22 protein-coding genes are annotated in these 19,472 nt (G+C 65.7%); 10 read left to right on the top strand and 12 right to left on the bottom strand.

All coding sequences use genetic code 11. The annotated features are described in order from the left end of the window. Nucleotides 1–75: 75 nt before the first annotated feature. Nucleotides 76–201: a type B 50S ribosomal protein L36 gene (ykgO, locus tag ACETII_RS05505; protein ID WP_036283477.1), complete on the top strand. Its 126-nt coding sequence runs from the start codon at nt 76–78 to the stop codon at nt 199–201. Nucleotides 202–321: 120 nt separating this feature from the next. Here ykgO and ACETII_RS05500 read toward each other — a convergent pair whose 3' ends face one another. Beyond that, on the bottom strand, nt 322–1,251 hold the full coding sequence (locus ACETII_RS05500; protein ID WP_472787398.1) for a histone deacetylase family protein: 930 nt from the start codon (nt 1,249–1,251) through the stop codon (nt 322–324). A gap of 319 nt (nt 1,252–1,570) precedes the next feature. On the opposite strand from ACETII_RS05500, the gene ACETII_RS05495 reads away from it, so the two are divergent. Together ACETII_RS05495 and ACETII_RS05490 are read left to right on the top strand one after the other, a co-directional pair. Continuing rightward, a complete protein-coding gene (locus ACETII_RS05495; protein WP_363349899.1) occupies nt 1,571–2,179 on the top strand; it encodes a L,D-transpeptidase in 609 nt (202 codons plus the stop codon). A 221-nt stretch (nt 2,180–2,400) separates the two neighbouring features. Continuing rightward, nucleotides 2,401–2,529: a hypothetical protein gene (locus ACETII_RS05490; protein WP_472787397.1), complete on the top strand. Its 129-nt coding sequence runs from the start codon at nt 2,401–2,403 to the stop codon at nt 2,527–2,529. Between the two features lie 3 nt (nt 2,530–2,532). Here the strand turns inward: ACETII_RS05490 and ACETII_RS05485 are convergent, their stop codons facing one another. From ACETII_RS05485 to ACETII_RS05470, 4 genes are all read right to left on the bottom strand, one after another. After that, entirely contained in the window at nt 2,533–3,120 is a 588-nt protein-coding gene (locus ACETII_RS05485) for a hypothetical protein (protein ID WP_472787396.1), read from the bottom strand. Nucleotides 3,121–3,211: 91 nt separating this feature from the next. Beyond that, nucleotides 3,212–4,624 carry a dihydrolipoyl dehydrogenase gene (gene lpdA / locus ACETII_RS05480; RefSeq protein WP_472787395.1) on the bottom strand — a complete coding sequence of 471 codons (1,413 nt, stop codon included), beginning with the start codon at nt 4,622–4,624 and terminating at the stop codon, nt 3,212–3,214. Between the two features lie 32 nt (nt 4,625–4,656). Further along, nucleotides 4,657–5,085, bottom strand: coding sequence for a DUF1772 domain-containing protein (locus tag ACETII_RS05475; RefSeq protein WP_363349895.1), 429 nt, complete (start codon nt 5,083–5,085; stop codon nt 4,657–4,659). A gap of 22 nt (nt 5,086–5,107) precedes the next feature. Continuing rightward, nucleotides 5,108–6,172, bottom strand: coding sequence for a GSCFA domain-containing protein (locus ACETII_RS05470; protein ID WP_363349894.1), 1,065 nt, complete (start codon nt 6,170–6,172; stop codon nt 5,108–5,110). 155 nt (nt 6,173–6,327) lie between these two features. On the opposite strand from ACETII_RS05470, the gene ACETII_RS05465 reads away from it, so the two are divergent. Then, nucleotides 6,328–7,395 (top strand): WcbI family polysaccharide biosynthesis putative acetyltransferase, encoded by a 1,068-nt coding sequence (locus ACETII_RS05465; RefSeq protein ID WP_472787394.1) that lies wholly within the window; start codon nt 6,328–6,330, stop codon nt 7,393–7,395. 61 nt (nt 7,396–7,456) lie between these two features. Here the strand turns inward: ACETII_RS05465 and ACETII_RS05460 are convergent, their stop codons facing one another. The 3 genes from ACETII_RS05460 to ACETII_RS05450 form a co-directional block, all read right to left on the bottom strand. Beyond that, entirely contained in the window at nt 7,457–8,713 is a 1,257-nt protein-coding gene (locus tag ACETII_RS05460; RefSeq protein ID WP_472787393.1) for a polyhydroxyalkanoate depolymerase, read from the bottom strand. 140 nt (nt 8,714–8,853) lie between these two features. Beyond that, nucleotides 8,854–9,813, bottom strand: a complete 960-nt coding sequence (gene cbiB / locus ACETII_RS05455) for an adenosylcobinamide-phosphate synthase CbiB (RefSeq protein WP_472787392.1) — start codon at nt 9,811–9,813, stop codon at nt 8,854–8,856. Between the two features lie 178 nt (nt 9,814–9,991). Further along, nucleotides 9,992–10,549 carry a YbhB/YbcL family Raf kinase inhibitor-like protein gene (locus ACETII_RS05450; protein WP_472787391.1) on the bottom strand — a complete coding sequence of 186 codons (558 nt, stop codon included), beginning with the start codon at nt 10,547–10,549 and terminating at the stop codon, nt 9,992–9,994. Nucleotides 10,550–10,641: 92 nt separating this feature from the next. On the opposite strand from ACETII_RS05450, the gene ACETII_RS05445 reads away from it, so the two are divergent. Continuing rightward, nucleotides 10,642–11,754, top strand: a complete 1,113-nt coding sequence (locus ACETII_RS05445; RefSeq protein ID WP_472787390.1) for a cobalt-precorrin-5B (C(1))-methyltransferase — start codon at nt 10,642–10,644, stop codon at nt 11,752–11,754. Then, a complete protein-coding gene (gene cobU, locus ACETII_RS05440; protein WP_472787389.1) occupies nt 11,747–12,280 on the top strand; it encodes a bifunctional adenosylcobinamide kinase/adenosylcobinamide-phosphate guanylyltransferase in 534 nt (177 codons plus the stop codon). The genes ACETII_RS05445 and cobU overlap by 8 nt, the downstream gene beginning before the upstream one ends. 120 nt (nt 12,281–12,400) lie before the next feature. On the opposite strand, the gene ACETII_RS05435 is transcribed toward cobU, so the two are convergent. After that, nucleotides 12,401–13,699, bottom strand: a complete 1,299-nt coding sequence (locus ACETII_RS05435; protein ID WP_472787388.1) for an O-acetylhomoserine aminocarboxypropyltransferase/cysteine synthase family protein — start codon at nt 13,697–13,699, stop codon at nt 12,401–12,403. A 139-nt stretch (nt 13,700–13,838) separates the two neighbouring features. On the opposite strand from ACETII_RS05435, the gene ACETII_RS05430 reads away from it, so the two are divergent. Then, a complete protein-coding gene (locus ACETII_RS05430) occupies nt 13,839–14,279 on the top strand; it encodes a hypothetical protein (RefSeq protein ID WP_363349886.1) in 441 nt (146 codons plus the stop codon). Here the strand turns inward: ACETII_RS05430 and ACETII_RS05425 are convergent. Further along, a complete protein-coding gene (locus ACETII_RS05425) occupies nt 14,269–16,395 on the bottom strand; it encodes a S9 family peptidase (RefSeq protein WP_472787387.1) in 2,127 nt (708 codons plus the stop codon). The genes ACETII_RS05430 and ACETII_RS05425 overlap by 11 nt on opposite strands. A 105-nt stretch (nt 16,396–16,500) precedes the next feature. On the opposite strand from ACETII_RS05425, the gene ACETII_RS05420 reads away from it, so the two are divergent. After that, a complete protein-coding gene (locus ACETII_RS05420) occupies nt 16,501–16,674 on the top strand; it encodes a hypothetical protein (RefSeq protein ID WP_472787386.1) in 174 nt (57 codons plus the stop codon). Between the two features lie 147 nt (nt 16,675–16,821). Next, nucleotides 16,822–17,091, top strand: a complete 270-nt coding sequence (locus tag ACETII_RS05415) for a PsiF family protein (protein ID WP_363349883.1) — start codon at nt 16,822–16,824, stop codon at nt 17,089–17,091. A gap of 92 nt (nt 17,092–17,183) precedes the next feature. Here ACETII_RS05415 and ACETII_RS05410 read toward each other — a convergent pair whose 3' ends face one another. Further along, nucleotides 17,184–18,194: a polyprenyl synthetase family protein gene (locus ACETII_RS05410; protein WP_363349882.1), complete on the bottom strand. Its 1,011-nt coding sequence runs from the start codon at nt 18,192–18,194 to the stop codon at nt 17,184–17,186. Nucleotides 18,195–18,350: 156 nt separating this feature from the next. On the opposite strand from ACETII_RS05410, the gene ACETII_RS05405 reads away from it, so the two are divergent. Further along, nucleotides 18,351–19,025: a tRNA1(Val) (adenine(37)-N6)-methyltransferase gene (locus tag ACETII_RS05405; protein WP_472787385.1), complete on the top strand. Its 675-nt coding sequence runs from the start codon at nt 18,351–18,353 to the stop codon at nt 19,023–19,025. An 8-nt stretch (nt 19,026–19,033) separates the two neighbouring features. Here the strand turns inward: ACETII_RS05405 and ACETII_RS05400 are convergent, their stop codons facing one another. After that, the gene (locus tag ACETII_RS05400) at nt 19,034–19,450 is read right to left on the bottom strand and encodes a L,D-transpeptidase (protein WP_363349880.1); all 417 of its coding nucleotides are present in this window, start codon (nt 19,448–19,450) and stop codon (nt 19,034–19,036) included. Between the last annotated feature and the right edge of the window lie 22 nt (nt 19,451–19,472).

Genomic DNA, 19,472 nt, shown 5'->3' with positions numbered 1-19,472 from the left:
CGAAATTTGGCATAGGCGTCGCCAACGAGGCGCTGGGCGTATCCCGGCCTGTCTTCTATTGCCGAGGATAAACACATGAAAGTCCGCAACTCCCTGAAATCCCTGCGTTCGCGCCATCGCGCCAACCAGATCGTGCGCCGCAAGGGCCGCGTTTACGTCATCAACAAGGTCCAGAAGCGCTACAAGGCCCGCCAGGGCTAAAGCCCGTCCCGGCCTTCAGCCATTAGAAAAAGACCGCGGGACATTGTCTCGCGGCTTTTTTTTACGCCGCAGGGGCTTGGCGGCGGCTCTCGGCGGCGGCTCTTGCCGGGGGCCTGGCGGTCACGCCCCCATCAGGGCGCGCACATGCGCCGCGACGCTTCGGCCAAGCCCTTCGAGGTCATAGCCCCCTTCGAGCAGCGACACGACGCGGCCGCCGCATTTCCTGTCGGCCACGTCCATCAGGCGCTTGGTCGCCTCGCTGAAATCCTCCTCGGTGAAGCGCAGGCCCCCGAGCGGGTCGCGCTCATGGGCGTCGAAGCCCGCCGAGATCAGGATGAGGTCCGGGCTGAAGTCCCGCAGCCGCGGCAGGACGCGTTCAAGGAGCGCCTCCTGAAAGACATCGCCCGTCGAGCCGGCGCGCAGCGGGGCGTTGACGATGGTGTCGTGCTCGCCGGTCTCGTTGTAGCCGCCGGTGCCGGGATAGAAGGGCGCCTGGTGGGTCGAGCAAAACAGCACGCTCCCATCCGACCAGAAAATATCCTGCGTGCCATTGCCGTGGTGCACGTCGAAGTCGACGATCGCCACCCGCTCGGCGCCATGGGCGGCCTGCGCGTGGCGCGCCGCCACGGCGACGTTATTGACGAAGCAGAAGCCCATCGGGTTGCGGGCGCCCGCGTGATGGCCGGGCGGCCGCGCCGCGACGAAGGCCGTGTCCGCGTCGCCGCGCATCACCCTGTCCACCGCCGCGACGGCGCCGCCCGCCGCCCGCCAGATGGCTTCGAGCGTCTTCGTGCACATGACCGTGTCGCTGTCGAGCGCCGCATAGCCCTCGCGCGGCTGCGCCTCCTCGAGCGCCGACAGATAGCTTTGCGGATGCACGCGTCGCAGCGCCTCGACGGGCGCCCGCGGGGCTTCGGCGCGGGTCAGGACCTGGAATGCTTCAGCTTCGAGTTCGCGCTCGATGGCGCGCAGCCGGTCTGGACGCTCCGGATGGCCCGGGCCCATCTCATGCTCGAGGCCGCTCGCATGCGTGAACAGAAGGGTTCTCACCAGCCCGCCGCTCTACTGGCCGCCACTGCGGACCGCCTTTTATTGGGCCGTTTTTCGACAAAGTCCATGAAAATTGAAAGACAGCGGTTTTTGCCACGGCCGTCATGGCCGGGCTTGTCCCCCGGTTGTCCCTGCCTTTGGGGGGCCGCGATTGCGCGCCTTCGCCCGCCGATCCGCTGCAACCAGAGGATGTGCGCGTGGCCCATAGGCCACACCTCCACATTATTGGCGATAGCAGGGCGGCAGGCGGATTAAACGGGGCGGGTTCGTGGTAAGGAAATTTTCAAGAAATCTGATTGCGGCGGAAAGGAGCGTGCTGATGAAGTGGAAAACTATGGCTGCGATGTCGCTAACCGCTCTCGCTCTGGCGGGTTGCTATAGCGGCGTCCGGGTGCCCGACCCCAAACTCTCGGCGCGCGACGCGGAATTTCTGGCGCTTGCTCCCAAGGCCCAAATCAGCTCCGAATTCGACCGCTATCTCGTTGATTACAAGACGAACGAACCGGTGGGGTCGATCGTCGTCGATTCGAGGGCGCATTTCCTTTACTACGTCATGCCCGGCGGCAAAGCCATTCGTTACGGCGTCGCGACGGGGCAGGAGGCGATGGGCTGGACCGGCCGCGCCTATGTGGGCGCCATGCAGGAATGGCCGCGCTGGATCCCCCCGAAGGACATGCTCGAGCGCTGGCCCCATCTGCAGCCGACGGCCGACGCTGGCGGCCTGCCCGGCGGCCCCGACAATCCGCTCGGCTCACGCGCGCTGTATCTGTATCAAAATGGGAAAGACTCGCTCTATCGCATCCACGGCACCAATGAGCCGGAGAAGATCGGTCAGGCCGTGTCCTCGGGCTGCATCCGCATGCGCGACATCGACGCGATCGACCTTTATAGCCGCGTCAAGGTCGGCACCCAGGTCGTTGTGCTCTAACCGAGCGAGCTGACGCCGATTGAGCCCTTCCCCTTCGGGGAGGGGCTTTTTCGTCTTTGGCGCGGGGGCGATCCACAACAATTTTTCGAAGCTCGGCCTTTATTTGCGGAACGGTCACGCTCGAACTGCGTTATCGGGGCAAGACGGCGTCCGGCTGGTCAAGACAGAGCCGGGCAAGCGGCGATTGCAACGCAAGTCATTTGACGGGGCGGGGAGGAAAAATGAAAAAGGCCATGGTGTTTGGAATATTTGCCTTGTTTTTGGCTGCAAGCTTTGCGAGCGCCGCGTCGATGATCAAGCCGGCCGACACTGACAAGGATTTTTGTTTCGGCTATGCGATTTGCGAATGAGCCTCAGGCGCGCGGCTTCTGACGCATCATGTCCCGCAGCTGCGCGACCCAGCGCAGAACGTCTCCCCCGTTCGTTCTGACGAAAGCGGTCGCCGCGGCGGGCAGTCGGGCGACTGATTTTAATGCGCGCAATTTCAGTGGCTTCACCAGCAGGGAGGCCCAGGCGCGCGCATCGAGGACGATCGAATAGAGACGGGCGAACCACGGCATTTGCAGGAGCTTGTCGCGGCATATGTCGAAGAGGAACGCTTCGACGCCGAGGGTGAGCGACTTCACCAGGAAGATAAACAGAACGCCGAGGAAGACGTGGCCCTTCGCCAGCAGCGCCAGCGCGGCGACTTTGAAGGGCAGGACCCCCAGCATCGGGACGGCGAAAAGCGCCAGCGTCATCGGCGGCGACAGTTTCTCCACCACGCCCGCGAGCCAGGGCTCGATGCGCTCAAGCCCCAGCGCCCGTTCGAGCTGGCGCAGCCAGTCCCGCACATGGTCCCAGATCCAGCTCTCGATGAGGAAAATCACCGCGAGCGCGAACCAGAAGGCGCGGATCAGCAGAGGTTTCAGTCTGTCGACGAACGCGTCGAAGCGTCCCATGCAATCGTTCCTTCCAACGGGCGGATCGTAGCGCTCGCAACCATGTAGGCGCCCGGGAGCAAGACCCCAAGGCGGGCGGACGCGGCGCGCGTCAAATGTGAATCGCCCGCTTGGCGACCGCGAGCGCCGCCTCCTTCATCGCTTCCGACATGGTCGGATGGGCGTGGCAGGTGCGCGCCAGATCTTCGGACGAGCCGGAGAATTCCATCAGCACGGCGGCTTCCGCGATCAATTCGCCGGCGCCGGCGCCGAGGATATGGACGCCGAGCACGCGGTCGGTGACGGCGTCGGCAACGAATTTCACGAAGCCGTCGGTCTCCCGCATCGAGCGCGCGCGGCCATTGGCGGAGAAGGGGAATTTGCCGACGGCGACATCGAGTCCCTTGGCCTTCGCCTCTTCTTCGGTGACGCCGATGGACGCCACCTCGGGCGAGGTGTAGACGACGCTCGGAATGACGTTGTAATTCACATGGCCGGCCTGGCCCGCGAGAATTTCAGCGACGGCGACGCCTTCATCCTCCGCTTTATGCGCGAGCATCGGGCCGCGAACCACGTCGCCAATGGCGTAGACCCCTGGAACATTGGTCGCAAAATGGTCGTCGATGACGATGCGCCCGCGTTCCAGAGCGACGCCCGCCTCCTCGAGCCCCAGTCCCTGCGTATAGGGAATGCGACCCGTGGCGATCAGCACGACGTCGGCCTCGATCTTGTCCGACGTCGCGCCGTCGACCGACGCGTAGGAGACGACGACGCCCGTCCCTTCGCGCGCGACGCCCGTGACCTTCGACGACAATTTGAAGGCGAAGCCCTGCTTCTCCAGTATTTTTTGAAAGCGTGCGGCGACTTCGAGGTCGAAGCCGGGCAGCACGCGGTCGAGATATTCGATCGCGGTCACCTGCGCGCCGAGCCGGCGCCAAACCGAGCCGAGTTCGAGCCCGATGACGCCCGCGCCGACGACGACGAGCTTTTGCGGAACTTTCTCCAGGGTCAGCGCGCCCGTCGAGGAGACGATCGTCTTTTCATCGACCGCAATCTCCGCTCCAGCCGCGTCACGCAGCGGCGCGACCGCCGAGCCGGTCGCAATGACGATATTCTTGGCGTCGAGCGTCTGCGCCCCGCCGTCCGACCCTCTGACCTCGACCTTTCCGGGGCCGGCGAGCCGACCGACGCCACGAATGCCGTCGACCTTGTTTTTCTTGAAAAGAAAGGCGACGCCGTTGACGTTGGCGCCCACGGTGTCGGCCTTGTGCTTCATCATGGCCGCGAGATCGAGCCGGGGCGGATCGACGATGACGCCGAGCGGCGCGAGGCCATGCGCGGCTTCGTCGAACATATGCGAGGCGTGCAGCAGCGCCTTGGACGGAATGCAGCCGACGTTGAGGCACGTGCCGCCATAGGTCGCGTCCTTTTCGACGACGGCGGTCTTCAAGCCCAGTTGCGCCGCTCGGATGGCGCAGACATAGCCGCCCGGCCCGGAGCCAATCACTACGAGATCATAAGTCATGAAGGCCGCTCTTCAAAAATGGCGCCGAAGCGTCAGCCTGCCGCCCAGGCGAAAATCGCGATGCCCAGAACGCCGATCGCGGTCTGTCCGAGCTCCAGGCTGCCCCACAGGTCGATGACCTTGCGGGCCTCATGCGCCGCATCGGCGCCGATGAGCCCGAGGATGCGGTTGTTGAGCGGCACAATCGCCCAATAGGTGTAGGGCCACGAGGCGAGCATGACGAGGGCGCCGAAGAGCCAGCGCAAATCATTGAGCTCTCGATAGGCGATGAAGCCGAAAAGAGCGGCAGCCGCCGCCAGTCCCGCGAGCACGATGAAGCCGCGATGGTCGGAGGGCTCCCACTCCTTGATCAGCGCGTCGTCGCTCAAGGCCAGACGCGCAGGCTGCTCGACATAATTGACATAAAGCGACGCGCCGGTGAAAGCGCCCGCCGCCGCGAGCGCAAGCGAACCAATGATCATCTGTCGTTCCCTCGTGAAGTCTTCAAGCCGATTCGATCGCTTCCTCGTCGCAGACGACGCGGGCGTTGGCTTCGGCCTCGGCGGCGACGTCGACCTTCAGGGCTCGGACCGCCTCCTGTTCGCGCGCGCGATCGGTGAAGTGGTCGAAGAACATCTTCATCGTCCGATCGATGCCGTGTGAATTGATCCGCCTCGTATCCTCCCGATAGAATCGTCCAGCGTTCGGCGAGACGTTCACGAGATCGTAAGACGGGAAATAAGCGATGTTGGGCCGGGCCCGCACCACTTCGTCGGCGGCCGCGCGCAGGATCGACTTCACGGCCGTATTCGATACGATGACATGCCTGTCTTCATACGTCGCGATAATGCCGACGGGCGAGACGCTGAGAACAATGCGAACCTTGGGATTGACGGCCCGGATGCGGTCCACGGCGGCGAGAAAGTCGCGAACGACTTCGCTCACGGTCATATTGTAAAACTCGTAGACATTTTCGTCCCAAACGCCGCCGGCGACGCCGGGAGCGAGTTGCAGAATCGCGCCGTCGGCCTTGTGTCGCCAGGTTTCGGTGTGACCGAAGGTGAAGACGAAGACGTCCATCGTCTCGAACATGTGACGCACGGCGGCGAAATGGCTTTCGCGATCCGCGTGCATCTCCTCGAGCGTCTCATAGGCGTCGGGTTCGATTCGCGGACGGAAGGGGTCGACGAAGCGGCCGTCCTCGGGACGATTCCAGAAATCGAGCGTCGGCTTGAAGTCGCCATAGGCGCGTTCGATGAGCTGACGAAATTGCGCCGTCGTGTAGATATTGCCGTAGCGGCAGGAATACATCGAATAATTGCGACGCAGCGCCTCTTCGGCCGACATCCCCTGCGGCGGCTTTTCCGCGAGGTAATAGGTGTAGCCGCTGGTCTGGAGCCGATGGGCGATTTCCTGCGCGAAGCAGCTTCCGGCGGTGGCGACCCTGTCTTCGCGGGCGATCTTGAAGGGCGCGGAGAGCAGCGGGTCGATCGCGAAGGGCGGCAGGCCGGTCACAGCCTTGCGCCAGAAGCGATGGTCGGGTAGGGAGCTATAGGGATTGTCCGCCACGGGGCAAACTCCTGATCGCGATGTGAATAAGTCGCAAATGGCGCTTGGCGTCGTGTGGCGCGCCATCCTTCGTCAGCGGACCATAGACGAAGGCGCCGCCGCTTGTCACCAGCCGGGGGCCGGCGGGCGACGCGCCCAAGCGGCGAAGCCGGTGAATGACGCAGATGTTCTCCCAGATCGAGAAACAGATTTCCAAGTCCTGGATTCAATATGCGGTCGAGCCGCGAATCGCCAAGCTGACAGGCCGCCAGATCCGCACTACCGGGCCACGCATCGCCGTCATGGGCAATTGCCAAGCCTTTGGCGTGGCCTATGCGATGAAGGTCATGGACCCGAGCGCGACGGTTCATCATTTCTCGGCGATCGGCCGCTCTCGCTTCGCCAATTTCGATGTTCTGGTCAAGACGCTCGACACCTATGATTACGTCTTCTCGCACGAATTCCTCTCGGGCCATCTGCGCGGCCCTGGCGATTCGGCGGAGCTGCGCCAACGCCTGCCGAAAGTGACGCGCCTTCCCGCAGTGACCTTTGCGGCCTTTCATCCCGATCTGATTTACATCCAGGAGCCCACGCAGCCGCTGCACGGCTTCATCTTCGGCCCGCTCGGCCCCTATCACTCGGCGATCGCCGTCTTCGCCTATCGGGCCGGTCTGTCGCTCGAAGAAACTCGGGCGATGTTCAATGAAAATGTGTTCCAGGCTTTGGGCTATCTGGACATCTGGAACGACGCTGCGCGCGAGCTGCTCGAATCGACGCGCAACGAATTCGACGTCGACCTTTCGACCGACCTCATGAAATGGGCGCGTCGCGGCGTCTTCATGTACAGCCTCGTGCATCCGATGAGCTATGTGCTCTTCGATCTCTCCAAGCTCATGTGGGAGAAGGTCGGTCTGAAGCCGCCGGCGACGGATTTCAGCTATTATCAGATCTATGATCTCGCGCGCGCCGAGATCTTTCCCGTCTATCCGCCGATCGCCAAGCTTTTCGGCGTGCAGGGCGGCTATCTGTTCAAGCTGCAGAATCATCACCTCGCCAATGACGTCGGCGACTTCTTGACGCTGCCGCAATATCTCGCCGCCTGCTTCCGCACCTATGAGAAAGAAGGCGCCGAGCGTCTGGGCAATCCGCGCGTCGACGCATGGCTTGCAGACGAGAGCACGAAAAAACTGCTGATTGGACTGGCGCGGGAAAATCTGAAGGCCGGCCGCCTGCCGACGCTCTGAGCGGGGAAGTCTCTCCCCGCTTGCGGGGAGAGGGTCGAGCGGCGCGGTTTGCGGCGCCGGCTTACGCCTCCACTTGCTCCATCTCGCGGGTGAAAGCGCAAATTCGCGGGGCGATCTCGCGGCGGAAGCGCGAGCCGTTGAAGACGCCGTAATGGCCGACGCCTACCTGCAAATGATGCGCCTTGCGCGCCGCGGGAATGCCGGAGCAGAGGTCCTGCGCGGCAAGCGTCTGGCCGACGCCCGAAATATCGTCCTTCTCGCCCTCGACGGTGAGCAGCGCCGTGTGGCGGATGGACCGCAGGTCGATGAGTTCGCCGCGATGGCGCAGAAGCCCGAGCGGCACTTCATGCTTGATGAAGACGCGCTCGACCGTCTGCAGATAGAATTCCGCCGTCAGATCCATTACCGCGAGATATTCGTCGTAGAAATCGCGGTGTTTTTCGGCCGAGTCGCCGTCGCCCTCGATGAGATGGTTGAACATCTCCACATGCGCGGTGACATGGCGCTCGATGTTCATGGCCATGAAGCCCGAGAGCTGCAGAAAACCAGGATAGACGTCGCGTCCCATGCCGGCGTGGGGGAAGGGGACGGTGTGGATGCAGTGGCGGCGGAACCAGTCGATGCCGCGCTTCTCCGCGAGCTTGTTGACCGCGGTGGGATTGACGCGCGTATCGATCGGACCGCCCATCAAAATCATGGATTCGGGCGCCGCCGGGTCGTTCGCCGCCTCCATGGCCGCGACGGCGCAGATCAGCGGCACGGAGGCCTGGCAGACGCCGAGCGTATGGACCGGAACGCCGTCATCGGCGAGGAAACGCATCATCTCTTCGAGATAATCGATGTAATCGTCGAGATCGAAACTGCCCTCGACGAGCGGGACGGTGCGCGCGTCGGTCCAGTCGGTGATGTAAACGTCGTGGCTCGGCAGGAAGGCCTCGACCGTCCCGCGCAGCAGCGTGGCGTAATGGCCCGACATCGGCGCGACGATGAGGAGCTTCGACTGTTTCGGCGCCGCGTCCGCGAATTGCCGCTTGAAATGCAGCAGGCCGCAGAACGGCTTCATCCAGACGTGCTCTTCGGCGACTTCAACCTCGACGCCGTCGACCTTGGTCGTGTCCAGGCCAAACATCGGCTTGCCGTAGCGGCGCGTCATGCGCTCGAAGAGTTCCGCGGAGGCCGCGATGCTGCGGCCGAGCGAGGTGTGGTAGAGCGGGTTGAGCGGGCTCTTGATCGTGTGCAGCAGCGCGTCGGTCGCCGCACGCGCCGGCGCAAAGGCCAGATGCAACATTTCGTAAACGTGGTACGACATCCGATCCATATTCAGAGCTCTCCGCCACTCCTATCCATGTTGCACTGCACAAAACTCTTATAGCCAACTTGTTGCGGAAAGGAAAGGCTGACGCGCGCGCCCTGACCCCGCACATAATGTAAGTCGAGTTCGGCCGCCTGAAAAACAAACTATTTAACGCCCGCGGCGACCCCGACGAGCAGGATAAGCCAAAACACGGCGGCCGATAGTTTGTAAATCGTCAACGCGCGAAAAATATCGGCTGTGGTCGCCGCCCGGAGCCCTTCGCCGAGCACGGCGCCGTCCACTGTCGCGCCGCGATAGGCGCGCGGGCCGCCGAGCGCGAGGCCGAGCGCCCCGGCCATGGCGGCCTCCGGCCAGCCGGCGTTGGGCGAAGCGTGTTTGGCGGCGTCGGCGCGGGCGGCGGCGAAGGCGCGCCACCCCGAAGCGCCCGGCGTCGCTGCGGCCGCAGCGGCGATCAGCCCGGCCGCAATGCGCGCGGGAACGAGGTTGAAAAGGTCGTCACAGCGCGCCGCCGCCCAGCCGAAGGCGAGATAGCGCTCGGATTTATGGCCGATCATGCTGTCGGCGGTGTTGACTGCTTTGTAGACCAGCGCGCCCGGCAGGCCGAAGAGGGCGAGAAACAGCGCCGGGGCGACGACGCCGTCCGAGAAATTCTCCGCGAGACTCTCGATCGCCGCGCGGGCGACGCCGGCCTCGTCCAACTCGGCGACGTCGCGGCCAACGATTTTGGCGACTTCCCGCCGCCCTGCGTCCAACCCGTCGGCAAGCTCCCGCGCCACCGCCGCGACATGGTCGTAAAGGCTTCTCTGGGCGAGGAGGGCGGAGGCGAGGAGGGCGGTGAGAAGCGCGCCGTAAGGCGCGGCGCCCAAGAGGCGCTCGATGACCTCCCCGGCGGCGAGCGGGGCCGCGACGATCAGCAGCAGCGCCGCCACGCCCTTGCCGCGGCGCATCGGGAAAGGATCGGCGGCGCGGTTGAGCCTTCGGTCGAGCGTTGCGATGAGCGCGCCGATCCAGGTGACCGGATGGCCGATGCGCTTGAACAGGGGCTCGGGGTAGCCGGCGACCGCTTCGATCGCAAGCGCCGCGACGGCGACGCCGAAGCTCATTCGGCGACGTCTCCGCACGCGCCGCAGCCCTCATGCTGAGGAGCGCCACAGGCGCGTCTCGAAGCGCGAAGGCGGCCGGCCCCGGCCCCCCGTCCTTCGAGACGCCTGCTTCGCAGGCTCCTCAGGAAGAGGGGCCTCATGTGCGCGACGCCGCCCGCAGCCGTCAGGAGAGCAAAGATCACCGACCGAACAGGCCGGTGACCGAGGCCTTGGCGAGCGCGTTCTGATTGATCGTGAAGCCGGCGATGGCGGTGCGGCCCTTGCCTGCGTCGCCGATCTTGTCGGTCTTCAGCGCATAGACGGTGATGACATAGCGATGCGGCTTGCCGGGCGGCGGGCAGGGGCCGCCGTAGGACTTGTCCCCGAAGTCGTTTTCCAGATGATGCGCGCCGGGCGGCAATTTCTTGCCCGAGGCGTCCCCGGCGCCCTGTTTGAGGCCGCGCACGTCCGGCGGGATGTCGACCACGAGCCAGTGCCAGAAGCCGGCGCCGCCGGTCGGCGCGTCGGGATCGTGCATCAGCACGGCGAAGCTTTTCGTGCCGGCGGGCGGATCGGTCCAAGTCAGTTCCGGGGAGAGGTTGGCGCCCGTGCAGCCGAAGGAGTCGTAGACATGTTTCATGTCGATCCTCTGGCCGTCGGCGATGTCGGGGCTTTTCAGTTCGAAAGCCTGCGCGCCGCCGGCTTCGGCCGTCGCGAACGTCATCAGTGCGAAGAAGGACGTCAGGCTGCGATTCATGGCCAAGCTCCTTTACATGAAATTCGGCGCCCCTTTTAACGGATCGCCGACCCTGTGTCGCGTGGGCCGCGGCGACTTGCTAAACATGGCGCATGACTGACGCGCCAAAAGATCGCCCGTTACGTCGGGGCTGGACGACCGGCGCCTGCGCCACGGCCGCGACGCGCGCGGCTTTCGAGTCGCTCGTTTCGGGCGCGCCGCCGCCCGATCCGGTCGAGATCGCGTTGCCCTCGGGCCGCCGGGTCGCCTTTGCGCTCGCCGAGTTTTCACGCGCCGCGGATTTCGCGCGCGCGGGCGTGGTCAAGGACGCGGGCGACGATCCCGACGTCACCCATGGCGCCCTTGTGCGGGCCACCGTGCGTCGGGCGGCGCCGGGGGCGGGCGTGTCCTTCCTCGCCGGCGAAGGCGTGGGCACGGTGACGCGCCCGGGCCTCCCCGTGCCGCCAGGGGAGCCGGCCATCAATCCCGTGCCGCGTCAGATGATGCGGGAGACGATCGCCGAAGCGGCGCAGAATTTCGGGGTCGGCGGCGATGCAGAGGTCGAGATTTCCGTTCCCGGCGGCGAAGAAATGGCCAAACATACGCTCAACGGGCGCCTGGGGATCGTCGGCGGCCTGTCGATCCTCGGCACGACGGGAATCGTCACGCCCTTTTCCTGCGCCGCCTGGATCGACAGCATTCATCGCGGCGTCGACGTCGCGCGCGCCAGCGGGTTGACGCATGTCGCCGGAACGACGGGTTCGACGTCGGAAGCCGCCGTGCAGGCGCTCTATGGCCTGCCCGAGGCGGCGATGATCGAGATGGGGGATTTCGTCGGCGGCCTGCTGAAGTATCTGCGCACGCATCCCGTCGCGCGCGTGACGATCGGCGGCGGCTTCGCGAAGATGACCAAGCTCGCGCAAGGACGTCTCGATCTGCATTCGGGCCGCTCCAGCCTCGATCTCGCGCGCCTCGCCGAGACGGCGCGCGGCGCGGGCGCCGATGAGGAGACGACCGCGCGCATCCATCACGCCAATAGCGGGCTCGACGCGCTGCTCATCGCCCGCGCCGAAGGGGTCGATCTCGCCGCGCCCGTCGCGCGCGAGGCGTGGAAAACCGCGGCGCGCGCGCTCGGTTCCGGGGAGATGGAGTTGAACGTCATCGTCTTCGACCGCGACGGCGCCCTCTTGGCGCAAACGCCTTTCAGGAGGGCCGGCGATGTCTGACAGAGAAGGGGATAGCGCGAACTCCTTCCTGACCTTCGTCCTCGGCGGCGCGCGCTCGGGGAAAAGCGCCTATGCCGAAGGCCTGATCATGGCGCATCCGGCGCCGTGGATTTACATCGCCACGGCGGAGGCCTTCGACGACGAGATGCGCATGCGCATCGACGCCCATCAGGCGCGGCGCGGCGGCAATTGGCGTACGACCGAAGCGCCGCAGAACTTGCCGCGAGCGATTGGGCAGGCGTCCGCAGAGGCGCCCCTGCTCATCGACTGTCTCGGCATCTGGCTCTCCAATCGCATGCTGGCGGGGGCGGACCTCGCCGCCGACCGCGCGGCGCTGATCGTGGCGCTGATGGCGCGTCGTGCGCCCACCGTGGTGGTGTCGCCGGAAGTCGGCCTTTCGATCGTGCCGGAAAACGCGCTCGCGCGCGCTTTCCGCGACGCCGCGGGGCTCCTGCATCAGGAGGTCGCGCGCGTTTCGGCGCAGGTTGCGCTGGTGGTGGCGGGCTATCCGGTGAAGGTGAAGTAGCGGCTCCTCGCCGACAATGCTTCGACGCGGCCTCGCCCTTCGAGACGCGCGCTTAGGCGCGCTCCTCAGGGTGAGGCCTAATTGAAGCAGATGAAACAGCCCTCATGCTGACCTGGGGACTCAAGCCCCCGCCGCCGTCAGCCCCTTCTCGAGATCGGCGAGAATGTCGTCGATATGTTCGAGGCCAATCGAGAGCCGCACATAGCCGGGCGTCACGCCGCTGGCGAGTTGCCCCTCTTCGGCGAGTTGCGAATGCGTCGTTGTCGCCGGGTGAATGGCGAGGCTGCGCGCGTCGCCGATGTTGGCGACATGGTAGAACATCTCCAGCGCGTCGATGAAGCGGCGGCCGGCTTCGAGCCCGCCTTTCAGTTCGAAACCGATCAGCGCGCCATAGCCGCCCTTGAGATAGGCGTCGGCGCGCCGGCGCGCTTCGCCTCTCTGCTGCGAGGGATGGATGACTTTGGTCACTTCGCCGCGCTTGCTCAGGAAATCGACGACCTTCTGCGCATTTTGCACGTGGCGCTCCATGCGCAGCGTCACCGTCTCGATTCCCTGCAAAGTGAGGAAGGCGTTGAAGGGCGAGGGCGCCGAGCCCAAATCGCGCAACAGCGTCGCGCGCGCCTTGAGGACATAGGCCACGGGCCCGAGCGGCTTCACCGCTTCGACCCACACGGCGCCGTGATAGCTGGGGTCGGGCGTGTTCAGCGCCGGCTGGCGCGCGGGGAATTTTTCCCAGTCGAAATTGCCGCCGTCGATGATCGCGCCGCCGATCGAGGTGCCATGTCCGCCGAGATATTTCGTCGTCGAATAGACGACGATCGCCGCGCCGTGGTCGAGAGGGCGCGCGATGATCGGCGCAGCGGTATTGTCGACGATCAGCGGAACGCCGTAGTCGCGGCCGATCGCGGCGACTTCGGCAATTGGAAAGACGGTGAGCTTGGGATTGGGCAGCGTCTCGGCGTAATAGGCGCGCGTGCGATCGTCCGTCGCGCGGCGGAAATTCTCGGGGTCGGCGGGATCGACGAAGCGGACCTCGACGCCCTGGTCTCTCAGCGTATTGGCGAAGAGATTCCACGTGCCGCCGTAAAGATCGGTCGAGGAGACGACATTGTCGCCGACGCGCGCGATATTTTGCAGGGCGAAGGCCGAGGCCGCCTGTCCCGAGGCCAGCGCCAGCGCCGCAACGCCGCCCTCGAGCGCCGCGAGGCGCGCCTCCAGCACGGCCGTCGTCGGATTGCCGATGCGCGTGTAGATGTGGCCGAGCTCTTTCAGCGCGAACAGATTTGCGGCGTGTTCGGTGTCGCGGAACTGATAGGACGTCGTCTGAAAGATCGGCACGGCGACGGCGCCCGTCGTTTCATCGGCGCGCCAGCCTGCGTGCAGCGCAATCGTTTCCGCATGTTTCGATTCGACAGCCATGGCAATCCTCCCGCCGCAGCTTTCGTAAACGAAAAGCGGGCGCGAGGCGATATTTTCTTGCCGGCGCGACGGCCTCGCCCATCTAGCCCGTGGGGGGCCAATCCGGCCTGCCGCGCGCGGTGGGTCAGGAGCGAGAGCCATGCAAAAAATTCTCGTGATCTCTGCTTTTCTGTCGGCGGGCGCCGTCGCGCCCGCGCTCGCGGTGGATCAGGGAGATCCCAACCCGCCGACGTTTGAAAACGGCCAGCCGGTCATGCCGAAGGGCGCGCAGGCGACGCCGGAATTTCGCCAGGCCGAGGCGCAGGACGCCCCGGTGCAGGGGTCGGGCGTGATCCCCAAATCGACCACGCAGCCGTCCGTCGGCGAGACGTCCGGTCCCGCGGTGGGGACGCATGTCGATCCGCCGACCGTGGTGCAGAAAGACAATCCGGCCGCGCAAATGCATGCGTCGCCCACAGGCCTCGCGGGCCCGAGCGGAACCTCCGCCGGATCGCCCGGCATCGAAGGCAAGGCGGGAACTCAGGCCGGCAAGGAATGGCTGCCGCCGGAAGAGATTCGCAGCAAGAAGCCTAGCAGCTGAGCCGCGGCGCGCAGGCCAGGGCGAAGGCGTATTCCAGCGCAACATCCTCCAGCGCCTCGAACCGTCCCGAGGCGCCGGAGTGACCGGCGCCCATGTGCGTGTGCAGGAGCGCCGGTCCGCCGCCGGTCATGGCGGCGCGGAGCTTGGCGATCCATTTGAGCGGCTCCCAATAGGTCACGCGAGGATCGGTCACGCCCGCAATCGACAGGATCGCCGGATAGGCCTGAGCGCGAATATTGTCATAGGGCGAGTAAGCGGCGAGACGGTCGTAAACCTTTTCATCCGCCAAGGGATTGCCCCATTCGAGCCATTCCGGCGGCGTCAGCGGCAGATCGTCCCGCAACATCGTGTGCAGCACGTCGACAAAGGGCACGCCGGCGATGACTCCGGCGAAGAGCTGGGGCGCCTCATTGGCGACGACTCCCATCAGCAGGCCGCCGGCCGAAGCGCCCTGCGCGACGATCGCGCCTTCGCGCGTGTAGCCGGTTTTCACGAGATGCTTCGCCACGGCGATGAAATCGGAAAATGTGTGGGGCTTCCGTTCGAGCTTGCCGTCCTCGTACCAGCGCCAGCCCTTCTCGGTTCCGCCGCGCACATGGGCGAGCGCGTAAACGAAGCCGCGATCGACGAGCGAGAGCACGTCTGAGTCGAAGCGCGCGTTGAGCGCGTGGCCATAGGCCCCGTAGCCATAGAGCAGCAGCGGCGCGCCGCCGCGCCCGGGCGTGAAGGTCGCGCGATGCAGCAGCGTGACGGGAATCGTCTCGCCATCCGCCGCCGGCGCGAAGAGCCGTCGCGTGACGTAATTCTTCGGATCGTGTCCCGAAGGGATTTCCTGACGCTTGCGCAGCACGCGGGCGCGCGTCTTCATGTCGTAGTCGTAGGTTTCCTGCGGCGTCGTCAGCGAGCAATAGGTAAAGCGCAGCCTGTCCGTGTCGAATTCGAGGCCGGGCTCGAGGCCGAGCGCGTAAGCCTCCTCCTCGAAGGCGATGGCGTGCTCCTCGCCGCTTGTCAGATCGCGGATCATGATTCGCGGCAATGAATTCTCGCGCGTCATCCACACGAGGTAATTGCGGTAGACGGTGAAGGCGACGATCATGGCGCCGTCCCGATAGGGGACGACGTCCCGCCAATGGGCGCGCTCGGGCGTCGCGAGCGGCGCGACGGAGATCCGGAAGTCGTCGGCGCCCTCGGCGTTGTTCATGACGTAGAGAACATCGCCGTGCGGCTCGACATCGTAGCGCAATTTGGGTTCGCGCCTGGCGACGAGTCGCGGCGGCGCGTCCGCGTCCGCGAGATCGACGAGCCAGCATTCCGAGGCGTCGTGGCCGCGGATCGAGACGATGGCGAAGCGGCGGCAGCGGCTTTCCTCGAGCTCGACGAACCAGGCGCCGTCCGGCTCCTCGATGATCAGGCGGTCGGTAGCGGGGTCGGCGCCGACGTGGTGCCGAAAGACCTGCGCGGTGCGATGATTCTCGTCGACCCGCACGTAGTAGAAGGCTTTGGAATCCGCGCTCCAGACGATCGAGCCCTCGGTGTCGGTCACGACGTCCGACCGGTCCCGGCCGTCGGCGAGCGCGCGGGTGCGAATGGCGTAGAGCTCGGAGCCCTTGTCGTCGACGCTCCAGGCGAGCTGCGCGTGGTCGGGCGAATGGGCGGCGTCGCCAATGTCGAAGAAGTCATGGCCCTTGGCCAGCGCCTCGCCGTCGAGCAGGATCGTTTCCGCGCCGCCGTCGCGCGGGGCGCGGCAGGCGATAGGGTGTTCGGCGCCTTCGCGGAAGCGTCCGTAATAGGCGTAGGGCCCGTCGGGGTCGGGAACGTCGGCGTCGTCCTCCTTGATGCGGCCGCGCATCTCGGCCACCAGCGTCTTGCGCAAGTGGCGAAGCGGCGCGACGACCTGCGCGCAATAGGCGTTTTCGGCCTTAATGAGCGCGGCGATGTCCCCCGGCAGTTTCTTTGGATCGCGCAGCACCTCGCGCCAGTTGTCGGCGGCGAGCCAGGCGTAAGGGTCGTCGAGCACGCGCCCGTGCGTCGTCATTCGAAACGGGCGCCGCTCCGCCACAGGGGGCGTCGCCGAGAAATCGAAGGCGGCGCCGTCAGTCTTTAGAGCTTCAGCCATGTCGTCCCCGCCAGAAGGCCCGCGCGGCTCGCGCGCAAGCATTTCTCAAGATTTTCGTCGTTAGCCTTACCATCCGGGGCCTCGGATTTTCGAGTGGAAACCGCCATGAGCATCCTCACTCCCCATTTCAACGCCGGACCGCCGCGCAAGGTCGGCGGCAAGGGCTTTATCGCGCATCTTGTGAAGGGCTTCGCCCCGAACCTCGTCTTGATCCGACTGTCTCTGTCCGCTCTTGCCGGGGTTCTCGCCTTCCACTTCTGGAAGAACGGCCGGCGTTAGGCAAAAGCTTTGCAATTGGCCGTCCGGGCGCCGCAGCAAGACAAGGTCTTGGAAATGTCATAGTGTCCGCCCTGGCCGCGTTCGACGAACGTCGGCCGGGGAGAGTCCGAAGCCGTGCGGCCGGCTTCTAAGAACAAAAGAGACGTTATGTATAAGAGCATCAAGATCATCTTGTCGGCGGGCGCCGTCGTTGCGCTCTCTGGCGCGTCCGCATTTGCCGAAACCGTCTGGAAGCCGCCGGAGGAGGTCGCGCCGAAGGCCGCCGCCGAAGCCGCGCCCGCTCCCGCCGCCGCAACTAGTCAGGCCTCGCCGCAGTCCCCCGCGGACAAGGAAAAGGCCTGCGCCGAGCAGGCCAAGGAGAAGGGCCTGAAGGGCAAGGCGAAAAAGCAATTCAAGGCCGAGTGCGTGAAGTCCTGAAGATAATCGCAGAAGGCGCATATGAGGAGGGCGGGCTCGAAGCCCGCCCTCAGCTGAATCGACAAGCCTGCGAAGCGGCCTCGCCCCGGCCCTCAGTAAACGCGCTCGATGCAGAAATCGACGACTTCGAGCAGAGCGTCCTTCCACGGCGACGACGGGAAGATTTCGAGCGCGTCGCGCGCGATGGCGCCGTAATGGGCGGCGCGCTCGATCGTATCGTCCAGCGCCTTGTGCTTCTTCACCAGACCGCAAGCTGTCTCGACGTCGTCGTCGTTGATCTCGCCTTTCTCCAGCGTGCGGCGCCAGAACTCACGCTCCTTCTCATTGCCGCGGCGGAAGGCGAGCACGACGGGCAGAGTGATTTTGCCCTCGCGGAAATCGTCGCCGACATTCTTGCCGAGCTTGGCGGAGGAGCCGCCGTAATCCAGCGCGTCGTCGATGAGCTGGAAGGCGACGCCGAGGTTCATGCCGTAGCTGCGCGCCGCCGCCTCGTCGGCCTTGGGCTTGCCGGCGAGCATCACGCCGACTTCCGCCGCGGCGGCAAAAAGCTCGGCGGTCTTGCGCCGGATCACGCCCATATAGGCGTCTTCGGTCGTCGTCGTGTCCTTGGCGGCGTTGAGCTGCAGGATTTCGCCCTCGGCGATGACGGCCGCGGCCTGTGAGACCACGGTGAGCGGCGGGACCATGCCGGGCTCGACCATCATCTTGAAGGCGTGGCCCAGCAGGAAATCGCCGACGAGCACGCAGGTCTGGTTGCCCCAGAGCATGCGCGCCGCGATCTTGCCGCGCCGCATGTTGGATTCGTCCACGACGTCGTCGTGAAGCAGGGTCGCCGTATGCATGAATTCGATGCCGGCGGCGAATTTGAGGTGGCCGTCGCCCTTGTAGCCGCACATGCCCGCGGTGGCGAGCACGAGCATCGGGCGCAGGCGCTTGCCGCCGGCGGAAATCAGGTGGTTCGCCACTTCCGGGATCGTCGTGACGTCCGAGCCCATGCGTTGGATGATGAGCTGATTGGTGCGCTCGAGGTCCGGGCGGATCAGGTCGAGCAGGCTGTCGAGGCCCGCGGCCTTTTTCTCTTCGAGCGGAATAACGATACCCACGGACCCCCCTACGGCCTGACCCTGAACGGCGGGGCAATTTACGGCCTTGCGCCCTTACCGGCAAGTCGACGCCTCGCCACGGACCGCGCCCGGCCTGAGCGGAGGGTTATGGACGCCTTGCCGACCACGCGGCGGCCGTGTGACTAATCGCCCATCATGAGCGGGGACGACATCGACGGGTTCATGGAGGGGCGGCTGCGGCTGCGGCAGGGCCGCGGCCATCGCGCCGGCCATGACGCGGTGTTGCTCGCCGCTGCGACGCCGCGTGACGTCGACGGCCTCATTCTCGACATTGGCGCCGGGGCCGGGGCCGTCGGGCTCATGGCCGCGATCCATGCGCCCGAGGCGCGGGTCGGCCTGGTCGAGATCAATCCGCAGAGCTGCGCGCTGGCGCGTGAAAATATCGATCGCAACGGCCTTGCCGCACGCGTCAGCGTCTTTGAGGCGGACATCCTCTCTGCGACATCACGTCGCGCCGCCGGTCTCGTCGACGGGCGCGCTGCGCTGGTTCTCACCAACCCGCCGTTTCACGAGGCCGCGCGTGTGCGCGTGACGCCCGATGCGGCGAAGGCCCGCGCCCATGTCGCCGCCGCGCCGCTCTCGGAATGGGTGCGCGGCGCGCTCGCGCTGCTGGCCCCGGGCGGGCGATTCGCGATGATCCATCGCGCCGACGCGTTAGCCGATTGTCTCGCCGCCGTGGCCGGGCGGCTGGGCGGCGTGGCCATTGAGCCGATTTATTCCCGCGCCGGCGCGCCGGCGACCCGCATCCTGCTGCGCGGGGTGAAGGGCTCGAAGGCGCCGCTGGCGCTGCTGCCCCCGCTGACCCTCTGACGGGCCGGTCACCGACGTCCGCTGATCGAGATGGTCGCGCCTTCCTGCCGCACCATCGAATAGAGCCGCGCCGCGTTCCAGGGCGACAGCCGCACGCAGCCATGCGACGCCGGTCTGCCCAGCGCCCGTGTCGCATAGGTGCCGTGAATGGCGTAGCCGCCGTTGAAAAAGATCGAGTGCGGCATCGGCGCGTTGTCGTATTTGGCGGAGTAATGCATCGGCTGCAGCGCCTTGGCGGAGAAGACGCCGCGCGGCGTCCGGTAGCCGGCCCTGGCCGTTGAAACCGGCCAGCTGTAGCTGCCGCGCGCCGAATTCACATACATGCGCTGGCTGCCGAGATCGATGTGGACATTCACCCGCGCCGCGGCGCTTTGCACGCTTGCCGCGACGAACAGGGAAGCAAGAAAGAGGGCGTTGATACGCAAGGCGACCTCCCGCTTGGAAGTG

The sequence above is a fragment of the Methylocystis sp. NC52PC genome (assembly GCF_055698645.1).
This window is presented reverse-complemented; position numbering and strand designations above follow the sequence as displayed.

Bases quoted from the DNA above. Each gene is read 5' to 3' on its own strand.
- cobU (WP_472787389.1), top strand. From the start codon at position 11,747: ATGTCTGACAGAGAAGGGGATAGCGCGAACTCCTTCCTGACCTTCGTC.
- ACETII_RS05450 (WP_472787391.1), bottom strand. From the start codon at position 10,549: ATGAATCGCAGCCTGACGTCCTTCTTCGCACTGATGACGTTCGCGACG.
- ACETII_RS05460 (WP_472787393.1), bottom strand. From the start codon at position 8,713: ATGGATCGGATGTCGTACCACGTTTACGAAATGTTGCATCTGGCCTTT.
- ACETII_RS05425 (WP_472787387.1), bottom strand. From the start codon at position 16,395: ATGGCTGAAGCTCTAAAGACTGACGGCGCCGCCTTCGATTTCTCGGCG.
- cbiB (WP_472787392.1), bottom strand. From the start codon at position 9,813: ATGAGCTTCGGCGTCGCCGTCGCGGCGCTTGCGATCGAAGCGGTCGCC.
- ykgO (WP_036283477.1), top strand. From the start codon at position 76: ATGAAAGTCCGCAACTCCCTGAAATCCCTGCGTTCGCGCCATCGCGCC.
- ACETII_RS05435 (WP_472787388.1), bottom strand. From the start codon at position 13,699: ATGGCTGTCGAATCGAAACATGCGGAAACGATTGCGCTGCACGCAGGC.
- ACETII_RS05490 (WP_472787397.1), top strand. From the start codon at position 2,401: ATGAAAAAGGCCATGGTGTTTGGAATATTTGCCTTGTTTTTGGCTGCA.
- lpdA (WP_472787395.1), bottom strand. From the start codon at position 4,624: ATGACTTATGATCTCGTAGTGATTGGCTCCGGGCCGGGCGGCTATGTC.
- ACETII_RS05485 (WP_472787396.1), bottom strand. From the start codon at position 3,120: ATGGGACGCTTCGACGCGTTCGTCGACAGACTGAAACCTCTGCTGATC.
- ACETII_RS05420 (WP_472787386.1), top strand. From the start codon at position 16,501: ATGAGCATCCTCACTCCCCATTTCAACGCCGGACCGCCGCGCAAGGTC.
- ACETII_RS05415 (WP_363349883.1), top strand. From the start codon at position 16,822: ATGTATAAGAGCATCAAGATCATCTTGTCGGCGGGCGCCGTCGTTGCG.
- ACETII_RS05465 (WP_472787394.1), top strand. From the start codon at position 6,328: ATGACGCAGATGTTCTCCCAGATCGAGAAACAGATTTCCAAGTCCTGG.
- ACETII_RS05495 (WP_363349899.1), top strand. From the start codon at position 1,571: ATGAAGTGGAAAACTATGGCTGCGATGTCGCTAACCGCTCTCGCTCTG.
- ACETII_RS05475 (WP_363349895.1), bottom strand. From the start codon at position 5,085: ATGATCATTGGTTCGCTTGCGCTCGCGGCGGCGGGCGCTTTCACCGGC.
- ACETII_RS05405 (WP_472787385.1), top strand. From the start codon at position 18,351: ATGAGCGGGGACGACATCGACGGGTTCATGGAGGGGCGGCTGCGGCTG.
- ACETII_RS05430 (WP_363349886.1), top strand. From the start codon at position 13,839: ATGCAAAAAATTCTCGTGATCTCTGCTTTTCTGTCGGCGGGCGCCGTC.
- ACETII_RS05445 (WP_472787390.1), top strand. From the start codon at position 10,642: ATGACTGACGCGCCAAAAGATCGCCCGTTACGTCGGGGCTGGACGACC.